The organism is Spirochaetota bacterium (assembly GCA_035477215.1).
Taxonomy (GTDB): Bacteria; Spirochaetota; UBA4802; order UBA4802; family UBA5368; genus MVZN01.
Genome location: DATIKU010000022.1, coordinates 23,713 through 49,918, shown reverse-complemented (window position 1 = coordinate 49,918; position 26,206 = coordinate 23,713). Strand labels below are relative to the sequence as shown.

At 58.3% G+C, this 26,206-nt stretch carries 22 protein-coding genes; 13 read left to right on the top strand and 9 right to left on the bottom strand.

The window, feature by feature from the left end; genetic code table 11:
• The 4 genes from VLM75_05495 to VLM75_05480 form a co-directional block, all read left to right on the top strand.
• Nucleotides 1-1,617: L-fucose isomerase (locus VLM75_05495; protein HSV96375.1), on the top strand; the 1,617-nt coding region annotated here is incomplete at its 5' end.
• Nucleotides 1,618-1,724: 107 nt separating this feature from the next.
• Entirely contained in the window at nt 1,725-2,579 is an 855-nt protein-coding gene (locus VLM75_05490) for an SDR family oxidoreductase (GenBank protein ID HSV96374.1), read from the top strand.
• A gap of 20 nt (nt 2,580-2,599) precedes the next feature.
• The gene (locus VLM75_05485) at nt 2,600-3,655 is read left to right on the top strand and encodes a mannonate dehydratase (protein HSV96373.1); all 1,056 of its coding nucleotides are present in this window, start codon (nt 2,600-2,602) and stop codon (nt 3,653-3,655) included.
• Between the two features lie 45 nt (nt 3,656-3,700).
• Nucleotides 3,701-4,702, top strand: a complete 1,002-nt coding sequence (locus VLM75_05480; protein HSV96372.1) for a LacI family DNA-binding transcriptional regulator — start codon at nt 3,701-3,703, stop codon at nt 4,700-4,702.
• A gap of 1 nt (nt 4,703) precedes the next feature.
• Here the strand turns inward: VLM75_05480 and VLM75_05475 are convergent, their stop codons facing one another.
• Nucleotides 4,704-5,123, bottom strand: coding sequence for a hypothetical protein (locus VLM75_05475; protein ID HSV96371.1), 420 nt, complete (start codon nt 5,121-5,123; stop codon nt 4,704-4,706).
• Nucleotides 5,124-5,341: 218 nt separating this feature from the next.
• On the opposite strand from VLM75_05475, the gene VLM75_05470 reads away from it, so the two are divergent.
• Nucleotides 5,342-7,177: a histone-lysine N-methyltransferase gene (locus VLM75_05470; GenBank protein HSV96370.1), complete on the top strand. Its 1,836-nt coding sequence runs from the start codon at nt 5,342-5,344 to the stop codon at nt 7,175-7,177.
• A gap of 143 nt (nt 7,178-7,320) precedes the next feature.
• Here VLM75_05470 and VLM75_05465 read toward each other — a convergent pair whose 3' ends face one another.
• The 4 genes from VLM75_05465 to VLM75_05450 all read right to left on the bottom strand — a co-directional run bounded on the left by VLM75_05465 (nt 7,321) and on the right by VLM75_05450 (nt 11,491).
• A complete protein-coding gene (locus VLM75_05465) occupies nt 7,321-8,094 on the bottom strand; it encodes an alpha/beta fold hydrolase (GenBank protein HSV96369.1) in 774 nt (257 codons plus the stop codon).
• Between the two features lie 79 nt (nt 8,095-8,173).
• On the bottom strand, nt 8,174-8,635 hold the full coding sequence (locus tag VLM75_05460) for a hypothetical protein (protein HSV96368.1): 462 nt from the start codon (nt 8,633-8,635) through the stop codon (nt 8,174-8,176).
• A gap of 69 nt (nt 8,636-8,704) precedes the next feature.
• Nucleotides 8,705-10,957 (bottom strand): alpha-hydroxy-acid oxidizing protein, encoded by a 2,253-nt coding sequence (locus VLM75_05455; protein ID HSV96367.1) that lies wholly within the window; start codon nt 10,955-10,957, stop codon nt 8,705-8,707.
• 372 nt (nt 10,958-11,329) lie between these two features.
• Complete coding sequence (locus VLM75_05450; GenBank protein HSV96366.1) at nt 11,330-11,491, bottom strand: hypothetical protein; 162 nt, start codon at nt 11,489-11,491, stop codon at nt 11,330-11,332.
• A gap of 110 nt (nt 11,492-11,601) precedes the next feature.
• On the opposite strand from VLM75_05450, the gene VLM75_05445 reads away from it, so the two are divergent.
• Together VLM75_05445 and VLM75_05440 are read left to right on the top strand one after the other, a co-directional pair.
• Entirely contained in the window at nt 11,602-12,549 is a 948-nt protein-coding gene (locus VLM75_05445; GenBank protein HSV96365.1) for an aspartate carbamoyltransferase catalytic subunit, read from the top strand.
• A gap of 2 nt (nt 12,550-12,551) precedes the next feature.
• On the top strand, nt 12,552-13,832 hold the full coding sequence (locus tag VLM75_05440) for a dihydroorotase (GenBank protein ID HSV96364.1): 1,281 nt from the start codon (nt 12,552-12,554) through the stop codon (nt 13,830-13,832).
• A gap of 72 nt (nt 13,833-13,904) precedes the next feature.
• On the opposite strand, the gene VLM75_05435 is transcribed toward VLM75_05440, so the two are convergent.
• The gene (locus VLM75_05435) at nt 13,905-16,427 is read right to left on the bottom strand and encodes a GAF domain-containing protein (GenBank protein ID HSV96363.1); all 2,523 of its coding nucleotides are present in this window, start codon (nt 16,425-16,427) and stop codon (nt 13,905-13,907) included.
• Nucleotides 16,428-16,819: 392 nt separating this feature from the next.
• Between VLM75_05435 and VLM75_05430 the strand changes: the two genes are divergently transcribed.
• Nucleotides 16,820-19,888 carry a PAS domain S-box protein gene (locus tag VLM75_05430; protein ID HSV96362.1) on the top strand — a complete coding sequence of 1,023 codons (3,069 nt, stop codon included), beginning with the start codon at nt 16,820-16,822 and terminating at the stop codon, nt 19,886-19,888.
• A 4-nt stretch (nt 19,889-19,892) separates the two neighbouring features.
• On the opposite strand, the gene VLM75_05425 is transcribed toward VLM75_05430, so the two are convergent.
• Nucleotides 19,893-20,642, bottom strand: coding sequence for a response regulator (locus tag VLM75_05425; GenBank protein ID HSV96361.1), 750 nt, complete (start codon nt 20,640-20,642; stop codon nt 19,893-19,895).
• Between the two features lie 96 nt (nt 20,643-20,738).
• The gene (locus tag VLM75_05420) at nt 20,739-21,917 is read right to left on the bottom strand and encodes a class I SAM-dependent rRNA methyltransferase (protein HSV96360.1); all 1,179 of its coding nucleotides are present in this window, start codon (nt 21,915-21,917) and stop codon (nt 20,739-20,741) included.
• A 455-nt stretch (nt 21,918-22,372) separates the two neighbouring features.
• On the opposite strand from VLM75_05420, the gene VLM75_05415 reads away from it, so the two are divergent.
• From VLM75_05415 to VLM75_05395, 5 genes are read left to right on the top strand one after another with little or no spacing between them, the layout of a single operon-like run.
• Nucleotides 22,373-22,744 carry a hypothetical protein gene (locus VLM75_05415; protein ID HSV96359.1) on the top strand — a complete coding sequence of 124 codons (372 nt, stop codon included), beginning with the start codon at nt 22,373-22,375 and terminating at the stop codon, nt 22,742-22,744.
• Between the two features lie 29 nt (nt 22,745-22,773).
• Complete coding sequence (locus tag VLM75_05410; GenBank protein ID HSV96358.1) at nt 22,774-23,694, top strand: alpha/beta fold hydrolase; 921 nt, start codon at nt 22,774-22,776, stop codon at nt 23,692-23,694.
• Nucleotides 23,695-23,727: 33 nt separating this feature from the next.
• Entirely contained in the window at nt 23,728-25,038 is a 1,311-nt protein-coding gene (xseA, locus tag VLM75_05405) for an exodeoxyribonuclease VII large subunit (protein ID HSV96357.1), read from the top strand.
• On the top strand, nt 25,004-25,300 hold the full coding sequence (gene xseB / locus VLM75_05400) for an exodeoxyribonuclease VII small subunit (protein ID HSV96356.1): 297 nt from the start codon (nt 25,004-25,006) through the stop codon (nt 25,298-25,300). The genes xseA and xseB overlap by 35 nt, the downstream gene beginning before the upstream one ends.
• 35 nt (nt 25,301-25,335) lie before the next feature.
• On the top strand, nt 25,336-25,716 hold the full coding sequence (locus VLM75_05395) for a hypothetical protein (protein ID HSV96355.1): 381 nt from the start codon (nt 25,336-25,338) through the stop codon (nt 25,714-25,716).
• On the opposite strand, the gene lspA is transcribed toward VLM75_05395, so the two are convergent.
• Complete coding sequence (gene lspA, locus VLM75_05390) at nt 25,713-26,204, bottom strand: signal peptidase II (GenBank protein ID HSV96354.1); 492 nt, start codon at nt 26,202-26,204, stop codon at nt 25,713-25,715. The two genes, VLM75_05395 and lspA, sit on opposite strands and share 4 nt — an antisense overlap.
• Nucleotides 26,205-26,206 lie beyond the last annotated feature (2 nt).

Below are 26,206 nucleotides of genomic sequence, written 5' to 3'. Positions count from 1 at the left end.
TGCGTGGTGCCCGATTTCACGACGGGCGGCGCGGCGGAGGCCGCGCGCTGTTTTGAGCTGTTCCGTAAGGAGGGCGTCGGCGCGGTGATCGATGTAACACGCTGCTGGTGCTACGCGGCCGAGATCATCGATCTGGACCCGTGGATGCCGCGCGCGATATGGGGATTCAACGGGACGAAAAAGCCCGGTGCGGTGTATCTTGCCGGCGCCTCCGCCGCCGGGGTCCAGGCGGGCCTGCCAGTGTTCAAGATTTACGGCCGCGACATGCAGGACGAGACCGATTTCTCGATTCCCGGGGACGTGCGCGAGCAGATCCTTCGCTTCGCGCGCGCGGCGATCGCCGTCGCCACCATGCGGGGGACCTCCTACCTCTCGATGGGCGGGGTCTCGATGGGGATCGCCGGTTCGATGGTGGACCATGATTTTTTCCGAGCGTTTCTCGGCATGCGTACCGAATATGTCGACATGTCGGAGTTCGTGCGTCGCCTCGAGCGCGGCATCTACGACGCAGAGGAGTTCGAAAGGGCCATGGAGTGGGTGCGCGCCAACTGCGCGGAGACGGCCGATCCGAATCCTGCAGGCATTCGTCGTACCAGGCGCCAGTTGAACGGCGACTGGGAGGTATCGGTAAAAATTGCCCTGGTGGCGCGGGACCTGATGGTCGGCAATCCGAGGCTTGCCGAGATGGGCCACGTCGAGGAATCCGAGGGCCACAACGCGCTCGCGGCGGGTTTCCAGGGCCAGCGGCAGTGGACGGACCATTTCCCCACCGGGGATTTCATGGAGGCGGTACTCAACTCGTCGTTCGACTGGAACGGTATTCGCGCCCCGTACATACTCGCGACCGAAAACGACGCGCTGAACGCCGCCGGTATGCTCTTCGGAAACCTGCTTACCGGAACGGCGCAGATATTCGCCGACGTGCGGACCTACTGGAGTCCCGGGGCGATAAAACATGTGAGCGGGATGAGTCCATTAGGTCCGCTCGCGGATGGTTTCATCTATCTTACGAATTCCGGCGCCGCGGCGCTGGACGGGGCGGGCGCTCAGATGAAGGACGGAGCGCCGGCGATCAAGCCATTCTGGGAAATTTCACCCAAAGAGACCGGGCTCTGTCTGCGGGCGACCGAATGGGGACCGGCCAAGCTCGTCACCTTCAGGGGAGGGGGATTTTCGTCGGCCTATCGTACGCCGGGCGGCATGCCGATGACCATGACGCGGCTGAACCTCGTCAAGGGGCTCGGTCCCGTGTTGCAGATTGCCGAGGGCTTCACGATCGACCTGCCGCCGGACGTGCGTGCGGAAATCGTCGGGAGGACCGACCCCACCTGGCCGAGGACCTTCTTCGTCCCGCGACTGACCGGGAAGGGCGTTTTCGGGAGCGTCTACGCGGTGATGCGCGCCTGGGGGGCGAACCATTGCGCGCTGTGCTACGGGCACACGGGGGCCGATATGATAAGCCTGGCATCGATACTGCGCATCCCGGTGGCCATGCACAACGTGAACGATGAGGCGCTCTTTCGGCCGTCCGCGTGGGACATGTTCGGCACCGCCGATCCTGAGGGCGCGGATTTCCGGGCCTGCGCCGCGCTCGGGCCGCTGTATGGAAGGTATTGACGGGACGCGCGAAAGTGGAAATATATCGATTGGAATGAAAGTCGCCGACGGCCCGGGTGGGAAGGCCTTCGGCCTTTCATCTGGAATGACAACAGGGAGTAATTCAAATGGACATACCCTTTCGTGTCGATCTTTCCGGTAAAGTGGCCGTTATTACCGGCGGGGCTGGAGTGCTGTGCGGCGTGTTCGCCGAGGCCCTTGCTGGGTGCGGCGCGCGCGTGGCGATTCTCGATTTGAACGAGGATGCGGCCGTCGATCGCGCGCGGCGGATCGGCGATGGGGGAGGCAGGGCGATCGGGGTGACGGCCGATGTGCTCGAGGCCGGCAGCCTGCGCGCGGCGGCGGAAAGGGTACGTATGGAATTCGGCCGTTGCGATATTCTGATAAACGGGGCGGGGGGTAATCATCCGAAGGGTACGACCGCGCACGACTGGCTCTCCCCTGGGGAGCCGCTTTCCGGAAGCGATTCCGCGAACACGTTCTTCGATCTGGACCGCAAAAGCGTCGAGTTCGTCTTCGGGCTTAATTTCATCGGCACGCTCCTGGCAACGCAGGAATTCGCCCGCGATATGGTCGATCGCGGCGGCACGGTGATAAACGTCTCGTCGATGAACGCGCTGCGGCCGCTCACCAGGATTCCGGCGTACAGCGCGGCGAAGGCTGCGGTGAGCAATTTCACGCAGTGGCTGGCCGTGTATCTGGCGAAGGTGAATGTTCGGGTGAACGCGATGGCCCCCGGCTTTTTTCTGACCGAGCAGAATCGAGCTCTCCTCGTACAGCCCGACGGCACGCCCACCCCCCGGGCCGGAAAGATACTGGCCCACACGCCCATGGGCCGCTTCGGGATGCCGGAGGAACTGGTCGGTACGCTCCTGTGGCTGGTCGACGAGCGGGCGTCGGGCTTCGTCACCGGGACGGTGATTCCCGTTGATGGCGGCTTCTCCGCGTATTCGGGCGTATAGGAGAACAAGGAGGACGGACCATGAAAATGACCTTCAGATGGTACGGCACCGAAGACCCAATCCCCCTGCGATATATCAGGCAGATCCCGGTCGTGAAGGGGATTGTATCGGCCCTGTATAACGTGCCGGTCGGAGACGAATGGCCGCTTGAAAAAATCGCGGCGCTGAAAAAATCGGTCGAGGCGGAGGGACTGGAACTCACGGTTATCGAAAGTATCCCGGTCCACGAAGACATAAAGCTGGGGCTGCCGACGCGGGACGGTTTTATCGAAAACTACTGTCGAAGCATCCGGAACATGGGCTCGCTCGGCATTCCCATCCTGTGCTATAACTTCATGCCGGTATTCGACTGGATGCGCTCAGACCTGTCGCTTAGGCTTGCCGACGGCTCGACGGCGCTCGCGTACGATCACGACGCGATTGCGGCGATCGATCTGAACCGGGGGGTGCTCGACCTTCCCGGATGGGCGACGAGCTACAACGTCGAAGCGCTCCGGTCGCTGCTCGACGCCTATACGAACATCGGTCCCGGGGACCTGTGGAGCAATCTGGAGTATTTTCTGAAACGCGTGGTGCCCGTGGCCGAAGAGAGCGACGTGCGCATGGGAATCCATCCCGATGATCCGCCGTGGTCGATCTTCGGGCTCCCGCGCATCATCACCGACGAGGCGGCGCTCGAGCGCCTGACGGGCCTGGTGGACAGTCCCTCGAACGGCATCACCTTCTGCACCGGTTCGCTCGGCCCCAATATACAGATGAACCTGACCAGCGCGATGGAACGTTTCGTTCGGATGCGCCGTGTGCCGTTTGTGCACGCGCGGAACATCCGGCGCACCGGGGAAAAAAAATTTCACGAGACGGCGCACTGCACCGATGCGGGCGATCTGGACATGTACCGGGTGATCCGCCTGCTGGCGGAGGCTGGATTTGACGGGGCGATCCGCCCGGACCACGGCAGGATGATCTGGGGTGAGAAGGGGCGCCCCGGTTACGGGTTGTACGACAGGGCACTGGGCGCGATGTACCTGGCCGGCCTCTGGGAGGCTTCGGTGAAGTCGCTTGATCGATCACATTGAGTGAGGATTATTGTCGGATGATTCTGTAGGAAGGCGTGGATTGGTATGGCGGTAAAGATTGACCGTGCGCGTCGTCTGGAGGATATCGCGAAGCGCTGCGGCGTTTCGATAAGCTCCGTTTCGCGTGTGCTCAATAACGAGCCCGGCGTGTCGGCGGAGACGCGGAAGCGCATTCTCGCGGTCGCCGGGCAGCACGATTTTCGGCCGCGCTCGCGGAAGCGTCATCTCACCCGTTCGATGCTCGACCTGCTCGTCGTCATCCCCGAGGAGGAGGAGCTTTCGGTCAACCCCTTTCTGAACATCTCCGAGCTCGTCGGCGCGATAAATGAGGCCTTCGGTGCCGAAAAAAAACGGGTGGAGGTCGCGCCGATCGGTAACTTTCTCCATTCGCTCGGCGAGGAGGCCGCCTGCGTCGACGGGGTTCTTTTCGCCTACCGCAGTGTCGGGGAAAGCGAACGCAGAAAACTCGCCGAGCTGAAGATCCCATACGTGTTCATAAGCCGCGTAATACCGGGAGAAAACTACGTTTCGTGCAATTATTTTAAAAGTATGCTGAGCCTCACACGGATGATGATTGAAAGCGGGCATCGAAGAATCGGCTACCTTGGAAACGCCGGAAATCCGAATAATACCGATCGCTGCCGCGGTTATTCCACGGTGATACGGGAGGCCGGCGCGCAGGAGCCCATCAGCATTTCGGTGGACTCCATATTCGGTGTGGATGAGAGTGCGGCGCGCGGTTTCGTTGAAAATGGATGCGACGCGGTGCTCTGCTTCAACGATTATACGGCGATCGGGCTGATCAACCGGCTCCAGGAAATGGGTAAAAGCGTGCCCGATGACGTTTCCGTAACGGGGTTTGACGACTCCCCTCTCAGGCGCGTGGCCGTGCCGCTGCTCACGACGGTGCGCCAGCCGACCTCCGAAATGGCCTTCCTCGCGTCAAGGTGGCTGCGCGACAACATCCTCAACAAGAGCAACCGACGCCTCTGTATAGAGGTGGAGGGCGAGATAATTCCGGGCGACAGCGTGCGGGCGAGAAACTGATTCAGAAAACAAAGACGCGCCGAGAGGCGAAAACCATAAACAGTCCGATTGCGATGCGCAGGGCGGCGTCAAAAAGAATCAACCGGCGCGCCGCGGACGTATCCATGTCCGAAGTGGCGGACTGGAAAAGGGCGCGGACCCTGTCGGCGTACAATAAAATAAACGGCCCGGCGAAAACCAGCAACAATCCCAGCGAGAAAATGATGCGACCGGACATAGAGCCGCCGGCGCAGGTTAACGGAAGTCCCGTAACGATCAGCATGGCGCCGTGGAGGAAAAAGAGGCGGTGAGCGATCCAGCGCCGCCAGACGGCGTACACCCGAAGGGGGGCGACTACTTCGACTCCCCCCGTGAGCAGAAGAAAGGCCCCAAAAATCATTATGTAGATATCGAGCATCGCTGTACCTTCCAGATCGTTCACCTATAAGCGCGGAGGAGTGATGGAAATCAAGCTAAAATCCCGCTGGCACAGCAATAAAAAATGATTCGGTTTTTTGTTTGACATATACTTCTATAGAAACGCGAACTAACAGCACTTCGAGCCCGCTTTTCACCGGGGTATTCTCAAGAGTTGCTGAATAACCGGGCAAACCCCGTATTTCACGTGGTTACAACAGATTTTCTGAAAACGAGGGAACCATGGCGATAGAGAGAAAAGAGAGTATCAAATTCGCGAAAGCGATGAAAAACCACGAGCTGGACGACACTCCGTCGCCCAACCTCTACCGGGATATCTTTCCATACGATAAAATATGCCGCATTCCGTTCGGAAACGAGATGATTCCGCTCGTGCCGGCCGGAAGGTTCCGTATATCCGACACCACTTTCCGCGACGGCCAGCAGGCCCGGCCGCCGTATACCGTGGATCAGGTCGGGCACATCTTCGACTTCCTGCGCCGCCTGGCCGGGCCGAACGGCCTCATCACGCATTCCGAGTTTTTCCTCTACACCCGGAAGGACCGCGAGGCGGTGGAGCGCTGCCGCAGCAAGGGGTATAAATATCCGCGCATCACCTCCTGGATCCGGGCGAACAAAGAGGACTTCGAACTGGTCAAAGAGATGAAAATCGAGGAAACGGGCATCCTTGCCTCGGTATCGGATTACCATATCTTCCTGAAACTCAACAAGACCCGCCGCGAGGCTATGGAAGACTACCTGGAGATCGTTTATACGGCGCTCGAGAATAATATCATCCCCCGGCTTCACTTCGAGGATATTACCAGGGCCGACTTTTTCGGGTTCGTCATACCCTTCACGCAGAAGCTGGTACGCATTATGGAGAAGGGGAAGATCCCCGTCAAGATACGCCTGTGCGACACCATGGGCTATGGTGTGACCTACCCCATGGCGGAGCTTCCGCGTTCGGTGCCGCGAATGATCCGCGCGATGATCGACGAGGGCGGCATGCCCGGAGAGCTTTTGGAGTGGCACGGCCACAACGATTTTCACCGCGGATTCACCAACGCGACCTATGCCTGGATGTACGGCTGCGAGACCGTCAACACGACGCTCCTCGGCTTCGGCGAGCGCACCGGTAATACTCCGCTCGAGGCGATGGTGGTCGAATACCTTTCGCTTACGGGCGATGATGAGGGTATAGACCTCACCGCGATCACCGATATGGCTCATTACTTCGAATCGATCGGTTTCAAGATCCCCGACAACTTCCCGTTCGTCGGCGCCGATTTCAACGTGACGCGCGCCGGCATCCACGTGGACGGGCTTATCAAGAACGAGGAGATATACAACATCTTCAATACCGAGAAACTTTTAAAGAGGCCTATCGCCATCGCCATTACCGACAAAAGCGGGACGGCGGGGATATCCCGATGGCTGAACAGCCACCTGGGCCTCGCCGGAGAGGGTTCCATCGATAAAAAACACCCCGGTGTCATCGGCATGCACAAGGAAATTCTGAAGCAGTACGAGGCGGGTCGCGAGACCTCGATGTCGAACGAGGAGCTGGAAAAGCTCGCGCGCAAGCACCTGCCCGTATACTTCATTTCCGATTTCGACCGGATCAAGTTCCGCGAGAAAAAGTACGCCTTTTCGCTGCTCGAGCGGTTCCTGGAAAACCCAAACATCAAGTCCATGCAGCGTGAGAAACAGGAGGTGCTGCTGCGGGATCTCGTCGAGGAGTATCCCTTCGTGTCCTTCGCGTACGTGGTGGATATAAACGGTGACAAGGTGACCAGACATATAGCGCAGATCACCGACAGGTCGAAATACGACAAAAACCTAATAGACAAAAATTACTCGGACCGCGACTGGTTCATCACCGTGTTGAAGACCGGGAAGATCCATGTTTCGGATATTTTCACCTCGAAGATAACCGGGAGTCTCATGATAACGGTTTCTGGCCCCATCGCCGATGCCAACGATAATCTTGTCGGCGTTCTGGGCCTCGATATCAGGTTCGAGGACGTTGCGAAGATCGAGGACCTCGAGGTGAATGAAAGTACAAGGTCGAACTGAAGGGACCGGCGCCGTCAACCCCCACGACCGGGAAGGTTGACGGTGGCCTCGACTGAAATGGTCGCGCATACCGTTACGAACCTGCCATTGATCCGCCGTCTGGTTTTTATATTCAACAGTGTCCGCATGGATTTGCCCGCCAGTCACCGGTCACGACCGGCGTTTTTTTCGTGAGTACTTATCCAGGGAATAATCGCGCTTCTCAGCAGCCGGATGTCTTCTTTGCGCGTAAGGTTATGGTCTCCATCGGGGACGAGGATGACCCTGTTTTCAGCGACGAGCGAATCCTCGAGGAGGTGCGCGTTTTGAACGTCGACGACGGCGTCCCGCGCGCCATGGATGACGAGAACGGGTACGCTAACCGAACGCATCGCCTCTTGCATGTCCAGAGAAAGCGCCTCGTGAAAGAATTCGTTATGGATGGGAATGCCGTCTATTGTGGTCGTGCCTCCTTTAGGTAGATTCTTAAAATCCACGCTTCCGGATAGCGTCGCAAGGAGATTTGAAAGATCGACCGGCGTGGCGATGAGGGTCAGGGAGCGCAGAAATGCGGGCCTTGAGGCGGCGAAGAGCAGCGCGACAACGCCGCCCATGCTCGAACCGGCGAGGTGCAGGGAGGAGACACCCCTTTCGAGGAGAAAGGACGCAGCCGATTCGAGGTCGCAGACCTCCTGATAAATCGAGAAGTCCCGGAAGCTTCCCGGCATTGCGGAGACGAACGAGAAATCGAAGGCCAGAAGGGTGAATCCGGCCGCGGTGATTTCGCCCGACAGGTTAACGATTTTATATGCGTCCTTTGATGAAAAAAGGCCGTGGCAGAAGACGACACCGCCGCGGGAGGGTCCGTCGGGATGATGGATCCTCCCGTCGAGACGGGCGCCCCGGTTATTCTGAAAAGTGACTTCCTCGATTTTCATGCCGATTAACGCCGTATACGAATATAACGCGCCGATTTTATTATTATATTTTTAATGCTCGCGGACTTCAAGCGATCGGCTATGGGGCCCTCGCAAGACGGATTTCGGGTTCGAAATAGCCTTCAGACGAACGCCCGTCTATGACCGTCCTGGAAGGCGAAAGCAAGAGGACCGGCGCGTTTTTGGGGCCGGAGAAGGCGGCGCGGAAGATAAAATAGGTTGATAAAGTTTTGGTGAACCCGGTGCCTGTCGAAGGCCTCCGGGCGTTGCAGTCGTTTTTCATCTCATAGATGTTGATCCTGACCGTTTTATCGTCTTCAAGGGTATAGATGCCCTTGAAGACAACGGCGCTTGTGTTAAGGTGTATGATGCAGACCGACCGGTAATTCTTATGGAACTGGAATGTGTAGCCATAGTTTCCCTTGTACAGGAGGCGCCATGTGCCCAGAAACCGGGCTAACTGTATCTGGTCGGCCGCAACCGGACTCGTAACAGGGATGATCGATGCGACGATAAAAAGCGCCATTAGACGTTTCATCATGGGAATATGATAACGCGTAGGGAGACGCAACGCAATCGTTTTAATCGGTATCGGCGGCCTTCACCGGGCTCATACGGCCGTCGGGCTTCGCTCTGCGAGACGCCGGACTACATCGCCGGAAATATCGGCAATCCGTTCAGAGCCGGTGAGGATCATCGCCTCTTCGAGTTCGCGCCTGAGGGAATTCAGGTAAAAGCTCACGCCCCGCGCGCCCATGCCGACTGCGGCTATCGCCACAGGGCGTCCGATGAGCACAAAGTCCGCGCCCAGCGCCAACGCCTTGAGAATGTCCACTCCGGTGCGGAATCCCCCGTCGATCATGATGCGGATGCGTCCGCGCACCTCGCGTACGATCTCCTCGAGAACGTCCATGGTGCCCGCCATTTCGTCGAGGACGCGGCCCCCGTGGTTGGAGATTACAATGCCGTGGGCGCCCGCCTCGACTGCGAGTACTGCGTCGTGTACCGTCATTATCCCTTTTAAAATGAAGGGTGCGCGGGTGGAGCCGATGAGCTCCTTGATATCTGAGGGGCTTTTGGGCCCGACGGCCTGGTTTTTCATCGTCATGGTCTTAAAAACGATTGCGTCTATGTCCATTCCCACCGCGACCGCGTTGACCTGTTCGGCGGCCTGGATTCTGACCAGGACTTCCCTGTTATCGGCCCTCGGCTTGAAGATGGGGATGCCCGCTCCTCCGGACTCGGCGAGCGCCTGAATGCCTATCTTGTATTTCTCGGGGGTGGCGCCGTCGCCGACGAAGGCGATTGTGCCCGCCTCAATGCACCCCTGAACGACCGCGCGGTTGTATTCAAGCTCGTCCATTGCACCGCCCATATTGGTGACGCTGCCGGTGATCGGAGCGGCCATTACGGGAAAAGCGAGCGGTGTCCCAAAAAAAGATGTGGAGGTGTCGGGATGGGTGACGGCGTGTATGACGCGGGTGTTGATTTTATAGCCCCGGAATGCCTCGCTGTTGCGGCGGAAAGAGGCGCCGGTCCCGGCGCCGCCCATGCCGGGGACGCCCGTAGGGCAGTCCTTGCCGTCGCAGGTCTTGCAGGCATAGCAGGCTTTTCTAAAGCGCTCACGGGCCGCTACGCGGATGACCTCCATGGAGAGCTCGGCCTCCTCGAAGACCTCTATTGATAAAACCTCGAGACAGCGCTTCACCGCCTCCTCGGCTTCGGCGAGCGTGTCGGCGACCGCAATGATGTGTCCCGATTTCTCAACGTTCGAACGCGGCTCGACCACTCGGTCGCCGGGTTTGACGTTGATGAATATTTCGGCAATCCCCGCAATTTTGAGCGCGTCTTCGATGCCGCTTGCGCGGCGCACTATTCCTGGGCGCGTGATGATTGCGCGCTCGATCGACACGCGGTGATGCAGCGGCTCGAGGTTGCCGGGCTCCTGTCCCAGCGCAATCTCGATCGCGGCGCGGATGAGGTCGACGCCGGTGGCGAGAGGATAGGTGTAGGCGGACATGAAGCCGCCGGAGAGGCGGGCGGCAAGCTCGCAGATCATCGGGCCGTGGCGGGTCAGCTTGATGTCGCCCTTTGCGCAGCCGTTGTCGATGCCGATCGCGAGGATTCCCTTTCTCATGACCTGGCAGGCGGCCTGTTGAATGTCTTCAGGAAGCTGTGAGGGCATGGTATGCCCCGTTTCGACGAAGTAGGGAGGCCATTCGATTATCCTGTCCGCGACTCCCGTGATGGTTATTTCCCCGTTGTATACCACCGCGTCGATGGAAAGCTCCGGTCCGTCCATGAACTCCTCGATGATGAGCTCGCCGCTGGGGGAAGCGGCCTTCGCGAATTTAAAGGCCTCGGCTATCTGCGTGAGGTTGTCGATGCGCATTACGCCGCGCGCGCCCATGTTGTCGGTCGGTTTGAGTACGAGCGGGAACGCGAGTATCTTGCAGGCCTTCTTTGCGTCCGAGAGTGACCAGACGGGAAGGAACTTGGGACATGGCACGTTGTGGGCCGTGAAGCGCATGCGCATCTTTAGCTTGTTGGTCGAAGCCTCGGCATCGTCGAACTTGATGCCGGGAAGCCCCAGGGCATTGGCAACCGCCGCCACCGTCATCGAGGCATCCGTGCCGACGGTTAGGACCGCGTGTATGGGAGTGATCTCGTTCTGTGTTTTCGCCACGCGGACCGAACCCTCTATATCGCGGGTCGACATGACGATGGGAATGTCGGCGTATTTCATCCCCAGGGCATTGGGGTTGTAGTCGGTTACGATGACCTGGTGGCCCAATTTTTTTGCGGCCTGAACGGCCGGTGTCTGCAAAAGCCCTCCGCCGATTATCATGATGGTCTTCTTCATCTGGCCCGCCTGTTTACGTGCATGGATTTTCGTATGTTCCGGGTGATGTCACCCTGCGTCTATATTCTCGGAGGGCGGAACTGAATTATTAATCATTTTCTTTATCGGAAAGTGGCATCAGTGAGCTAATAATGACTATTTCCACCGGAGGACTGGCAATCCCCGGAGACTGGCTACACGCCTGAGCCGGCGCGCGGGTGTAACCCGCATGGGAAAACCCACCTTGTGCAGCACCGGGAGGTCGGCCGCCGCATCGGCGTAGCAAAGGCGTTCTCCAGGGATTGAGCGTTTGTGGCGCAATAGAGGATGGCCCGGTTGGGCTTCTCGGCGCCGTGGCGGTATTTACCCGCCCGCCTGCCCGTAAGGACGCCGTTATGCGTTTCGAGCCCGGTGCAGGGGCGAGGAGTATGTTCCGAAGACGAGCTCGCGGTGGCTGAGAAGGCCGTTTTTGCATGAAAAGCGAACCACACACCTTCCACCGCTTCCGGCGAGCAGGGTGTTATCGAGATCGAAAAACGCGATATATGGTTTCATGCGTACCCCGCTGTTGACGGTCCCATGTTTTTGCGAAGATGGGGATACCCTATTTTTTTATTATTTACGTTGACAGCCCGTCACTCCCTCCGATAACCTATTGTTTTAAGATGAACGGGCTCAAACGAAAAGACCTTCTCGATATCCAGTCCCTCACCGCCGAGGAAATATCCCTTATCTGTCAATCCGCGCGCTATTTCAAGGACCTGTTTACGCGATCTGTCAAGACCGTCCCGATACTCAGGGGCAAGACCGTCTGCACGCTTTTTTACGAACCATCCACCAGGACGCGTATAAGCTTCGAACTGGCGGCCAAGCGGCTTTCGGCGGACTTGATCAACGTGTCGGTGGCGACCTCGAGCGTGGTGAAAGGGGAGTCCCTTATCGATACCGTGCATACGATGGAGGCCATGAAGGCAGATTACATAGTTATGAGACATGCGGCGTCGCTGGCGCCGCATTTTTTATCAAAAAATATTGAAGCGTCGGTGATCAACGCCGGGGACGGGTTCCATGCCCACCCCACGCAGGCGCTGCTGGACACCTATTCGATCCTCGAGAAAAAGGGAACGCTCCAGGGGCTTCGAATCGGGATTGTGGGGGACGTCAAGCACTCAAGGGTGGCGCGCTCGGACATAGAGGCGTTCAAGCGCCTTGGCGCCCGGGTGGTGCTCTGCGGACCGCCGACCCTGGTCCCGGACGAATTTAAAATATACGACGTCGATATCTCCTACAATCTCGACGAAATTCTGCCCGAGCTGGACGTCGTCAATGTGCTCCGCATCCAGAGGGAGCGCCAGAAGGGCTCTCTCTTTCCGTCCCTGCGCGAGTACCACCGGCAGTATGCGCTCACCGAGGACCGCCTGGGGCGGTGCAAGGGCGACATTATCGTGATGCATCCCGGCCCGATAAACCGCGGCATCGAGATAGACCACCGGGTGGCGGACAGCCCGAACTCGATCATCAACGAACAGGTCACCAACGGGGTGGCGGTTCGCATGTCGATCTTCTACCTGCTGGCCGGCGGGACTCCACTCGAAGAGATGGAAAAGGTGTAGCGATGGCCATAATAATCAAGAACGGCAGGGTGGTCGATCCGGCGTCCGCGCTCGACGCGATGATGGATGTGCATATAACGGGCGACATCGTCTCGAGGATAGCCCCGGATATTCCGGTCGAACCGGGTTGTGAGCTTATCGATGCGAAGGGCTGTATAGTGCTTCCGGGGCTCATCGACATGCACGTTCACTTCCGCGAGCCGGGCAGCGAGGACAAGGAGACCATCATCGGCGGCTCGATCGTTGCCGCCAAGGGCGGCTTCACCTCGGTGTGCACCATGCCCAACACCACGCCGGTCATCGACAACCAGGCTCTGGTTCGTTTCATAAAGCTCGAGGCGGAGAAGGGGCCGATCAACGTCTTTCCCATCGCCAACATCACGAAGGGGGCGCACGGCGAGGAGATCACCGAGATGGGCGAGCTAGTGAAGGGGGGCGCGGTCGGCTTTTCCGACGACGGAAAGCCCGTACTGAGCTCCATCCTCATGCGACGGGCGCTCGAGTACGCGCGCATGTTCGACGTTCCCATCATCACCCATTCGGAGGATACGCTGCTTTCGGATGACGGAATTATCAACGAGGGGATTACCTCGACCCTGCTGGGTCTGAAGGGCATTCCCCGCGAGGCCGAGGAGGTGATGATCGCTCGCGACGTCCTTCTGGCCAGGCTTACCAGGGGAAGGCTCCACATCGCGCACGTTTCGTCCGGCGGATCCATCGAGATAATCCGCTGGGCGAAATCGCGCGGGGTACAGGTGACCTGCGAAACGGCGCCGCATTATTTCGCTCTCACCGATGCGGCGATTGAGGAGCACCTGTCGATGGCCAAGATGAATCCGCCGCTTCGGACGGAAGACGACCGTGTCGCCATGATAGAGGGCCTGCGAAGCGGGGTCATCGATGTAATCGCGACCGATCACGCGCCGCACCTTTTAAACGAAAAAATGCAGGAGCTCGAGTACGCGCCCTTCGGCATAATCGGCCTGGAGACCGCGGTGCCGCTGGTAATAAGCGTGCTGGTGAGGCAGAACGGCTTTCCTCTTTGCGACGCGTTCAGGCCGCTTACGATTAATCCATCGAACATCCTCGGCCTTGGCCGCGGCGAACTCAAATCGGGCGCGGTCGCGGATATCGCCATAATCGATCCGGAGAAAAAAATACTCGTCAGTGACGGCTTTATCATCTCCCGCTGTAAAAACACGCCGTTTATGGGTATGGAACTGTATGGTTCCGTCGAATATACCATCTGCTCGGGAAAGGTCGTGTACGCCGGAAGTCGCTGATCCGCACGTTGTCCGAGGTCGCATCCGAATATTCACTACCGGTATTGGACGGCTACGGGTCGATGAACCGCCTCAGGGGAAGGGCATTTTGATGGTAAAAACGGTTTCTTTTCCCCGGGAGTAATCCAGTACGCCCCGCAACTGTCCGGTGAGAACGCGGATCAGTTCGATTCCAAGGCCCTTGGAACCGGTTATGTCGAAATTGCCCGGCGGACCGATGCCGTCGTCAGCCACCTCGAGCAGCAGCCTGTTTGCGGTTGGCTCCAGCCTGATCCTCAATCGACCGCTTCGCCCATCGGGGAAAGCGTGCTTGATCGTATTGGTGACCAGCTCGTTCACTATGATTCCGACCGATGCGGCCCGTTTGAAATCGATTCTTACCTCTTCCATGGCGAGGTCAATACCGACAGACCTGCCGCCCCCGACGTGCGTTTCGAGGAGGGAACGGATAATCTGCCTTAGATAGGAGTCGAGCCGGATTTGATCTTCTCCCTGTGACTGGTAGAGCAGCGTGTATAATTTTGAAAGTGTGTTGATGCGGTCGCGTATGTTTTTAAGTGTCGAGCGGGTGTCGTCATTTTTTGAGCGGGTGGCCTCGAGGTTGACGAGCGAGGTGATCATGCCCAGACTGTTTTTTACGCGGTGCTGGAGTTCGCGCAGCAACAGCTCCTTCTCCCGCAGGGAACGCTCCAGCGCCCGCTCGGCGCGGTGTCTCTGGAGCGCGACCGAGGCCTGTTTTACGAAGGCCTCGATGATCGAGGTATCCTCCAGTGTCACCCCGCGTGGCGCGATGAGCAGAATATTTCCGTACAGTGTTTCGTGCCGTGCGAAGCCCATGCCGTAAATAGTGCCGATGTCGAGCAGCCTGTCGATCGCCATGGATACGGGCCAGGGCAGAGCCCCGCCCGAAAGTTCATGAAAACCCCCGGGGCCGACTTCCACCTTCTGCCGCATCAGTTCTTTCTGGTGATTGATCGGCATGGGGGTCCCGAGGCCGATCGGACTTCTCCCGAGGAGCTTTATAATGGCAGCGAGAATGCCGTGCTCGCCGGCTATCGCACGGATAACGGTTGTGTCGTCGGCAGGATTGAATTCGTTGACGAGGATTCTGAACTCGGGCGCGATCTCGTGAAGGCAGTGCGCTATGTAATCGTAAATATCCGCCTCAGTCGGCAGCTCGATAAAGCCCATCGCCGTGCGTGAGAGAAAGGCCATGTCGGAAGAATGCCTGTTTACTTTCTGCTCGGCGATGCGGCGTTCGTCCTCCTTCCGTGTGTATTGCATTCGGGCGAAAAGCAGCGGAGAAATATACCGGGACATCTCCTCGAGGTCTTCGAGGTCGCGCTCGTCGTAACCTCCGGGCCTGTTCGCGAGCGTCAGGTTGCCGATGACTCGGTCTCCATACATGACCGGCGCGCAGAGAGCGTTTTCAAGCGGCACATGGCCCGGGGGCGCCGACAGGTTGCCGTTTTTATAAAAGCTGCGCCCCTCGAGCAGAGCGCGCCCCCAGGGGCCCTTCCATTTTTCATGGAAGGGAGAGCGGTCGTTCCGTTGCATTCCGCATGTGATGCCGGCCCTACCGGTCGTCGCCACATTGACGAGGCGTTCCTCCTCATCGATATAGCCGAAGCATCCATGTTCGCTTTTCAGCATCTCCCGAACGACATCGAGGATCGCTTCATATATTTCATCGCCCGGGACCGTAAGAAAAAGCTGGGCGATCCTGTTTCGAAGATAGAGCTTTTTTTCGGAGGCCAGCAATCGCTCCTCGGCGCGCCTGGTCTCGGTGATGTCCCGGATGAACGCGCCGACACCCCGATCACCGCCGTCAAGGCTGACTGGGAATTTGCGGGACTCGTAGATTCTGCCGTCGACCTCCTCGATGCTGATGACGAGCCCGTTCATCCTGAGGGACTGCTGGTCGGTGCGCAGGCAATTGGCGGCAGCCTGTTCGCTCATGAGATCGAAATCGGTTTTTCCAAGGAGCTCGTCCTCGGACCGTCCGAAAAACTCCCGGTTGGCCCTGTTGAGCATAAGGTAGCGGAAACGGCTGTCCTTGATGAAAACGAGGTCGGCAGTCGAGTCCAGAAGGGCGCCGTACAGTTCGTCGCTAAGGCGCCGAACTTCAGGTTTTTCTGAGAGGTCACCGATGCCGGGCGAGTCCTTGTCGAGTTGAGACCCGATCAGACTCATTCGTTTTATGAGACCGCCCCTGGTCGAGTGAAGACCCAGGGCCGTTTTAACGGATGCGATAAGGACGCCTTTCCCGGACTGTTTTTCCACGAACCCGTAGGCGGCACTCGCGCCCGGTTCGATGAGGTCCGCGTTATTACGGGAACAGAGAAAGACGATCGGAACATCCCGGTTAACGGCCGCGGCTTCGATAGTACGGGACCCGCCGGCGTCATGAAAAAGTTCAATATCCAGCAGAAGAAGGTCGACCGCCCTGTCGGTTCCGAGCATCTCGACGGCTTCTTCCACGGTCTTTGCGGAGAGAACGGCATAACCGGCCGACTTAAGCGCTCCATGTATAGACGGAGTTGTATCATGGTCCGCCGACACAAGCACTATGGTTTTTTTCCCGCGCTTCGACATTTGATTACCGTCAACCGCCACCGCAACGGCCTTTCCCGTTTGTCGGTATTGGCGAGAATACGATCCACCGAAAATAATACGAGCTTCAGTCCGTGAAGACCTCAATGTACGGTAACATTGTTATCGTCGAGAGCGCAATGATTTTATCTGAATATGGAAGAAGGCGGCCGCAAATCGAGAAGCCTCACCCCTAAATATCACTCCGGCGCATCGGGCCGCGGTTTATTTGAAAAACGTGCGATATGATTGCCGGCCTTCGGTGGTTGGATTTGAGACTTTGAAAGGGGCGATGTATGGGCGAATGAAATACAATTGACTTTGTCGGCAAAAACAGCAAGATCGAAAAAGCAGGTTCGGAAGGGCCGGGATGGTTCCCTCATGCGAGGTATGGAGTGAGAGAGACGAAAAAGCGGCTTAAGGGGCTGCTGGAGGCGTCGTTCGATATCAGCTTCCAGGCGATGGTGCACATAGGGAGGGATGGGGAAATCGTCGCCTTGAACGCGGCCGCGCGCGAGCTCGGTCGGACCATCTACAGAAGGGATGTTTACCCGGGCGAAGCGGCCGCCGGTCTCCTCCCGGCCGACGATGCGGATAACTTCATGGCTGGTTTCGTAAAGGCCTTGAAAGGAGACCGGGAACAGGAACGGCTTTTCGCGATCGTAACGGACGTTGAAGGGGGAGAATACTGGCTCGAGTACCTTTTCCGCCCGGTTGAGGCGGACGGGAAGGTCGACAGCGTCCTCATGGCGATCGACGACATCACCAGGCGCAAGATCGCAATCGACGAGGTTGCGCGGAGCGCGCGGCGCTACCAGTCGCTGGTAAAAAACTCATCCGACATCATCATTATACTCAACCGGGAGGGTACGATCCGGTATGTCAGCGATACGGTGGAGCAGGTGCTGGGTTTCCGTCCCAGGGAACTTGTGGATAAAGACGTGACGGATTGGATATTTCCCGGGGACCTGCGCGCGTTTCGTAACGCGCTTGAAATGGTCGCCTCACGCAAGGGGACGCGGTTCTTCACGCAGTTCAGGTTTCGGCACCGGGAAGGCGTATGGGTATTTTTCGAGGCGGTGGGCAACAACATGCTTGAGGACGAGACGATACAGGGGCTCGTGCTCAACTGGCGGGACGTGACGGAGCGAAAACATTACGAGGAGATGCTGGTCAAGATAAGCAGGCAGAATGAGCTTATCCTGGAGGCCGCCGGCGAGGGTGTATACGGGATCAACACGGAAGGGAGGATTACCTTCGTCAATCCGGCGGCGGCGCTCATGATGGGCATGCGCGTGGAAGAGATGATCGGCAGCGACCATCGCGAGGTCGTCCGGCAAAGCGATGAGAACGGGGTGCTCTGTCCGGAAGAGGAGTGCCTTTATTTTAAGGCGATGCACGACGGAAAAGTGCATACCGGAGACGGGGTGCTCTTTCGAAGAGCTGACGGATCGCTTTTCCCCGTGCAGTATATCGCGACGCCGATTCTTGAGCGCGGCCGCATCGTGGGAGCGGTTGCTACTTTTAACGATATCACCGAGCGCAGAAAGGCGCAGGAGGATCTGCGTCGGGCCAAGGAGGAAGCCGACGCCGCCAATCGCGCAAAGAGCGAGTTTCTCGCCAACATGAGCCACGAGATACGGACACCGATAAACAGCCTGCTTGGATTTCTCGAACTGCTTCACGACACCGGGCTGGACGCGACCCAGCGCGAATACGTCGCCATCATACGGGAAAGCGGCCGGAGCCTGCTCGAAATCATCAGCGACATTCTGGATTATTCGAAAATAGAGCGCGGGAAAACGGATATCGAATCGAACGCGTTCCCCGCGCGTTCGGCGTTCGAGTCGCCGGTCGAGTCGTTTTCCGCGCGGGCCGCCGAAAAAAAAATCCGCCTTATTTCTTTCATTGATCCGCTCCTCCCGCCAACGCTTCACGGCGATTCGCTGCGGGTGCGCCAGGTGCTGAACAATCTGATAGCGAACGCCATCAAGTTCACCCCTCCCGAAGGCATGGTTGTGATAAAGATCGAATGCGGGGTGAAAAACGAAAAGGAATGCAGGGTCGGTTTCTCCGTAAGCGATACCGGTATAGGCATAGCTCCCGACAAGCAGGGCGTCATCTTCGAGCCGTTTCGCCAGGAGGATAATTCCATCGCGCGGCGCTACGGCGGTACGGGGCTGGGCCTTGCCATCAGCTCGAATCTTGTCCGACTTATGGGCGGAGAGATAGGCCTTGAAAGCGAAAAGGGCGCGGGAAGCAGGTTTTTCTTCGAGCTTGTTTTCGGGATTGAGGAAGACCTGCCCCCCCCGCCGACGCCGGTCAGCGAGTCGGTGAAAAGGGTCTTCCTTGTCCAGCTTGGACGAGAGTCGACGATTCAGGAGGAGATCATAACCCGGTATCTGCGCGCGATGGGGAGAGATGTTGAAAAACTGCGATGGGGTAACACGATACCGGACGAGGCCAGGGAAAGTATTTTATTCGCTGATGTGAGCCTTCAGCCCGAGGAAACTATTCAGTCAATCCTGAAGACGCTGCCGTCCGGGGGGCTGGTGCTGGTCGCCGAAGAGCGGCAGAGGTTTTACCTGGAGAGGGAATTGCCGACCGGCGGCATTCTCTGCATGCCCTTGACGGCGACCAGGGTATTCGGGGAGCTAAGGCGCATGGCGGGAGCGGCAGTAAAGAATGACAACGCCGAAACGCTTCCCGGTGGGGAGGTTTTGTTCAATGGGAAAGCGCTGGTTGCTGAGGATGCCCCGGTGAACCAGACGCTGATACGAATCATGCTCGAGCGGCTTGGTTTTTCTGTCGCCATTGCCGGTGATGGGATTCAGGCGGTGAATATGTTTCGCGACGGTGAGTTCGATATCGTGTTTATGGACATAGGCATGTCGGAACTGGACGGCATCGAAGCGACGGCCCGTATCCTGGCCCTGGAAAGGGAAGAATCACGCAGGCATACGCCGATTGTGGCGCTTACCGCACACGCGCTGAAAGGGGAACGTGAGCGGCTGCTTGCCGCGGGTATGGACGAGTATCTCTCCAAACCGGTGGACATGGGCTCGCTCGGAAGGGTCGCAGGTTTATTCCTGGACCGTAGTGGTCCCAAGAGCGTGAGGGGCCGTGCGCCGGAGAGACGGTCGCCGGACCTTGGTGAGGCGGCGCGCGACCTTGGGATAGACCGGGAGGAGCTTCAGGGCCTGATCGATGATTTCCTCTCCTCGTCGGATGAGTATCTCGGCCTGCTTGAGGAATCGCTGGAGGCCGGCGCACCGGACAGAATGCGTTTCGCGGCGCACCGCCTGAAGGGGGCCGCGTCGAATTATCGGTTTTCCAGACTTTCGGACCTTTCAGGCGAACTCGAGGGGGCGGCCGAAAGAGGAAACGAGGCCGTCTTCGGGGAACTGGTGTCGGGGATACGCGCAGAGATGAAACGGCTAAGAAGCCTGCTTCCGGCGCGGTGAGAGCTCAACGCCGCTGGTTATTGAGATAGACCTCCAGGTCTCCGAAAGATATATGCAGACGCACCCGCTCCTCAAAATCGACCAGGGATACGAGCGTACCGTAATGCCGCCCCGCCACGATGTTGACCTCCTTGTCCGAGAAGAGGCCCGCGATTACCGAAAGGACCGACGCGTCCTCCGCACTGACGGCACCAAGGGAGCGCAGGTCGAATACGATGTTATCGTTCCGGGCGAGTTTGAGGAATACGGTATTGAATATCTTACGGGCCTCGGCGAGCACCTCCCTGTCGTTGATTCCCGTTTTAAATGAAATCAGCGTGGTCCCGTTGCCGCGGGAGAGATTGAGGTGCTCGGTGCGCTCGGCGGCCTCCTCGAGCTTCTGGATCCGACCGATACGAAGCGCGGCGTCGATTTTCTGGGTGAGCATTGAGTAGGTTTGGGGTTTGATGATATAATCCGCGGCGCCCTGGCGCATGGCGGTAACGACGTCTTCCTTCCGTGATTTTGAGGTGAGCATTATGATCGGGATGCTGCGCGTGATCTCGTCTCTTTTCATCTGTTTCACGACCTCGAATCCGTCCATATGGGGCATTATGATGTCGAGGAGGATGAGGTCCGGGTTTCCGGTGCGCGCCAGTTCGATCCCCTCGCGTCCGGACGCTGCCATCACAACACTGTGACCCATTTTCTTTATCTGGGTTTCGAGGAGCTTGAGCGTATGTTTGTCGTCATCTATCGCAAGGATGAGATGCATAATGACTCCGCCGCCGGCGATCTTCGATAGAATGCGGTTAAAAACGCCGAAGTCAAGAGCTTTTCTCCGGACACACCGACGGTCCGTGCTCCTTTTTCAGTCCACGCAGAGCAGCAGCGATTTGAGATATGCCGTTTCAGGGCAGAAAAGGCTGACGGGATGGTCGGGGGGATGATGACCCGTGTGTAAAATGGACACCTCCCTTCCGGTGTCGGCCGCCGCGCCGAACACGACTTTTTGAAAGAGGTCCATGCCGATAAAGCGCGAGCAGGAACAGGTAAGGATGAGGGCCCCGGGGCTGCATTTTTTAATGGCCTGCAGGTTAAGATCCTTGTAGCCCCGACAGGCCGCGGCGACGGACTCCCTGTTTTTAGCGAACGCCGGCGGATCGATGATTATGAGGTCGCTCGCAATGTCATTCCGTCGCAGATATTCGAATGCGTCGGCGGTAACGACGCGTGCCCTTTCTTCCAGTGCGTTCAGCCCGGCGTTGCGCTCGGCCATGCGGAGAGCCGGTTCGGATACATCCACTGAAACGGCCTCGATCGCACCGCCAGCGAGGGCCGCCACGCTGAAGCCGCCGGTGTAGGAAAACAGATTGAGGACCGAGCGGCCCCGCGAGATCCCCGCGACAAGGGAACGATTCTCGCGCTGATCGATAAAAAAGCCGGTTTTCTGTCCCCGGCGTACGTCGACGATAAAGCGCAGGCCGTTTTCAACAATGACGATTTCCCCAGGGGTGGTCCCGCGTATCTGGCCGGTATTCCCGGGCAGGCCTTCGATGGAACGACCTGCGTGGTCGCTCCGCTCGTAGATGCTATGGGGAGCGAAGACCTCTTGAAGCAGGTCTATGATGGTGTCGCGCATGCGCTCGATACCGAGCGTGAGAATCTGAATAACCAGGTGCCCGTCATAGCTGTCCGCGATCAGGCCCGGGAGAAAATCGCCCTCGGAAAACACCGCGCGAAAGGCGGTAGTTTGTGCGGTGACGCCGGAGCATTTTCTCTTTTCGAACGCGGAGAGCAAGCGCTCCCTTATCAGGCCTCTATCAACGGCGCGTTCACCGAAGGAGAGCATGCGAACGGCTATCTGAGAGCGGCCGTTGAAGTAGCCATATCCGAGATGAGAGCCCGAGCTGTCGCGCACCGACACAATGTCGCCGTCGGTCGTTTCATCGTCCAGGCGGGCGACGGCGCCGGAAAAAACCCAGGGATGGCGCTGAACGACCGGCTTCTCTTTTCCGGGGCGCAGGAAGATTCGTTTATATTCTGTCATGATCCGTAAACATAAAGAAATGTAGCACTGTTCCAGCCATGGTTTACTCCGCAAGCACCCCGTGTGTCTTCTGATATGACGCGGAGAAAAATCATACAATCGAAAAACAAGGACAGCGTAATATTTCATGATTATTATCCTGAAATACGGGGGAATCCATTGTTATGATTCGGACAGACATATATTCTTTAATGGCTCTATTATTTTGCATTAATTGCGGCAGTGCGGCCATCTGGCGGCGATCACCGACCAGCGCTACAGGGAAGTCATCGACGTCATGTATGCGGAGTAATCGACGCGCCGCAAGTCACGGATTTCCCATAATTAAAGGCGGGACGCGTGCCCGCCTTTTCTTTGTCTTGACTTCGTGCCGCCTTCCATGGATCATATTCCGGCGGATTGCGCGCGGAACACCGGGCCTCCGGTTTATCCTGTGACCGCCTTGTCGCCTGACCATGCGAAAAAGTGATGGACATCCCAATCGATTGCGCGGCGCGCTTCAGGGCGTTCCGCAGGCGAAAATATACAAAGGTATCTCCGGTCGAAGACGGGTGATGCTCGCCGCCGCCGTGGCTCTCGCTGTCGCGCTGGTACTCCTGCTTATAAGGACCTGCGGGCCGTGCACCAGGGAGCCCGCGAATGGTGGGCCGGAGATGAACAGGCCGGTCATCCCGGGCGAGGGTGTCGATACGGTGTCAATGCGAACGAAGAAACTGCAGCGCTCCGAGACGATTCCTATTGATGAAGACAGGGATATTCCAACGGGACCTCCGAAGTACGAGGGGCCGGTTGACCTGGGAACTAAGGTCGAAATGATAACAAAATAGACCGGCGGCGTACAGCCGGTGGTTCTCCAATGGGGGTGATGGCGATGAAAGGGTTGAATCGAGCATTGAAAATCGGACTGGTGCTGTTGGTGCTCGTTGTGGCGGTCTTTATCGGTGCCGTGTGGTATTTCAGCTCGGTGCTCATGCATCCGGGTCCGTTCGAATGCACGAAAGAACATTTCGTGTATTGCGGGGACCCGATGGAGCTGGGGATACCTTTCGAGCAAATTGAATTTCAAAGCTCCGATGGTCTCATGATCCGCGGATGGTACATGCCGGCCGGAAAATCGGCCAAAGCGGTCGTGTTCGCGCATGGCCGCGGGGCGAACCGTAACGAGGGTATGCGTTTCGCGCGGCCGCTGCACGACGAGGGCTACGCGGTGCTCACTTTTGACTTCAGGAATTGCGGGGAGAGCGCCAGGTCGTTCAACTCGATGGGATACCACGAAAAGAAGGACATAATCGCCGCGGTGGACTTTCTGGAGAGGGAAAAGGGGATGAAAAGCATCGGCCTGATGGGATGGTCGCAGGGCGCCGCCACGGGCATCATCGCCATGTCGGAAGACAAACGCATCAGGGCCGGGATATTCGAGGGAGGTTTCGCGAACGCCACCGACGTGATCGCCGAGGGCGCGGCGCGCGATTTCGGCCTGCCGCGAATGCCGCTCCTTCCATTTGTCATGTGGCTGTACGGTGTGCGCGGTCGGCTCGACACGGAAGCGATGAATGCGGAGGACGTCATAGGGTCGATCGCGCCGCGGCCGGTTTACATCATCCATGGCGACGCCGACACCATGGTGTACTACAAGCACGGCGAGCGCCTCTTCGCCGCGGCCGGGTATCCGAAACGGATGTGGACGGTAAAGGGCGGCCCCCACGTCGAATGCTGGCAGATGGACAGAAAGCGGGCGGAGGGATCGGTTAAGGACTTTTTTAACAAATACCTTTGATTAAAATTAAGCTCCAGTGGACCGGCATAACCCATGGAAGACCATACCTACAGCGTTTCCGAGATAACCCGGCTTCTTAAAAAGAGCATCGAGGGCAATCCCGAGTTCACGAGCGTGTGGGTGAAAGGGGAGCTCTCGAACGTCACCCATCATTCATCGGGGCACATCTATTTCACCCTGAAGGACGAGTCAGCGGTACTCTCGTCGGCGTTTTTCAAATACGCGAATAAAAGCCTCTCGTTCAGACTGGAGGAGGGGATGAGCGTGCTCGCCATGGGTTCGTTCACGGTGTACGAGAAGCGCGGCAGCTACCAGTTCATCGTCGCGCAGGTGCGCCTTGAGGGAATCGGCGAGCTCCTCAAGCGCATCGAGCAACTCAAGAAAAAGCTTCTGGAAGAAGGGGCGCTCGATCCGGCGCGGAAAAAAATGAAACCGTTTCTTCCCCGGCGCCTCGGCGTTGTCACGTCGCCGACGGGTGCGGCGATAAGGGACATCGTCAAGGTGGCCATGCGGCGCTTCCCCAATATTGAAATCGTGCTCGCCCCCGCGAAGGTCCAGGGTGCGGACGCAGCGGCGTCCATTGTGCGGGGCATCGAAGAGCTCAACCGGCCTGTCCACTCGATCGACGTCATCATCTGCGGCAGGGGCGGAGGCTCGTTCGAGGACCTGCTGCCGTTCAACGAGGAACCGGTTGTTCGGGCGATCCTCGCCTCGCGCGTGCCGGTCATCTCGGCGGTCGGCCACCAGATCGACCACCCTCTCTCGGACGATGCCGCCGATTACGCGGCTCCCACGCCCTCGGCCGCGGCGGAGATCGCCGTGCCGGTGAAGAGCGAGCTCGCGGAGGAGATCGACTATCTGGCCATCAGGGCTCAGACGGCGCTCACCTCCAGGATGGGGTATCTGGCAAGCAGGCTTTCGGGCATCGCCGCCCTCCGCTGTTTTCGCAATCCGCTCGAGATCGTCACCATGCGCGAATTGCCGCTCCTCGACCTGGAGCAGAAGATGGCCTCCGCGCTGAAAGACAGTGTCGCCGCCGGTCGGCAGCGCCTGCTCGCGCTTCCGGACCTCTACCGCCTGTGGAGATCGGAGGCACGGGGGTGGCGCTCCCGCCTCGACGTGGCGTGGGGAGCGGTGGAAAAGCTTTCGCCGCGCGGGGTGCTCAGGCGGGGTTATTCCCTTGCAACAGACGCGCGGGGACGAATCATTAAAAGCGTAACGGCGGTGAACCCCGGCGAGACGATCGGCGTTGCGGTGGCAGACGGCTCGATGGGGTGTGTGGTGAATACAATACAACGCGAGGTGCGCGGTGGAAAAGAAGACGCCGGCAAAGGGAAAGCCTAGCTTTGAAAAGGCGCTCGAAGAGCTTGAGAACATAGCGGAGCGCCTCGAGGATGGAAGCCTCGGACTGGAGGAATCTATAGCGGAGTTCGAGCGGGGCTCGAGGCTCGCCCGGTATTGCCGCGAGAAGCTCGACGAGGCCGGGCGGAGGGTCGAGATACTCCAGAAGGGCGAAGACGGGACGGTCGGTAAAAGGGCCGTGCGGGTAAAGCCGGACACCGGTGAGATTCACGACGATGAAGATATGCAGGGTTCGCTCCTGTAGCGGAAGACCGGCAAGAAATGTGCAACGAGGATTCGATGAAGAACACACTGGCCGTATGCCTTGCGATGTTTTTACTCGTTTCGTGTAAACCGGCGCAAACGATATCCTTCTGCGAGGGGGTGACTCCCGAGGGGGAGGGCTCGGCATGCGGAGGGCGCTTCACCACGGGCGAGGTCACGATGCTCGTGAGTTTGAAACAGCGCTTCGACGTGAACACGCTGGGGGTCAAAATTCACGAACGTTCGCAGACGAAGGACCGACTGGTGGATTCGTTCACGGTCAGCGTCGATCCGGAAAGGCGATCGACGGCGACAAACCTGTCGTTTTTCAACGAGGGGAAGTATCGGGTGACGGTGACCGGAAAGGAATCGGCCGTGCTCGGGGAGGCCGAGCTCGAGGTGGTCGATACTTATTAGCCGGACGATTCCCCGGCCTTTCGCCGTTTCTCCTCAAGGTAATAATAGCCGAGCAGGAGTAAGGCACCGATGACGATTGCGGCGTCGGCAACGTTGAACGCCGGCCATCTGAATACCGCGTCGTCCCCGATATAGATGAAGTCGACGACTCCCGGCTTTCCCAGCAGACGGTCGAGGATGTTCCCCACCGCGCCCGACATCACCAGGGCCATTGAGCCGCAGAAGAGCGGCGTCTTTTGTTTTTCAAGGACGTAGTACACCACGAGCATCGTAAGCACCAGGATGGAGGCGATAAGAAAAAATGTCTGGTACCCCTGTAAAATGCCGAAAAGCCCCCCGCGGTTGTAGAGGAGGGTAAGCTGCACGAAGCTCCCGAAGACGTCGATTCGTTCATGAAGCCCGATATGGGCCACCGCGAGCTCCTTGGTAATGATGTCGAGCGCGAGCGAAAACGCGAACAGTATCCCTGCAATGACATGTTTTTTCATCG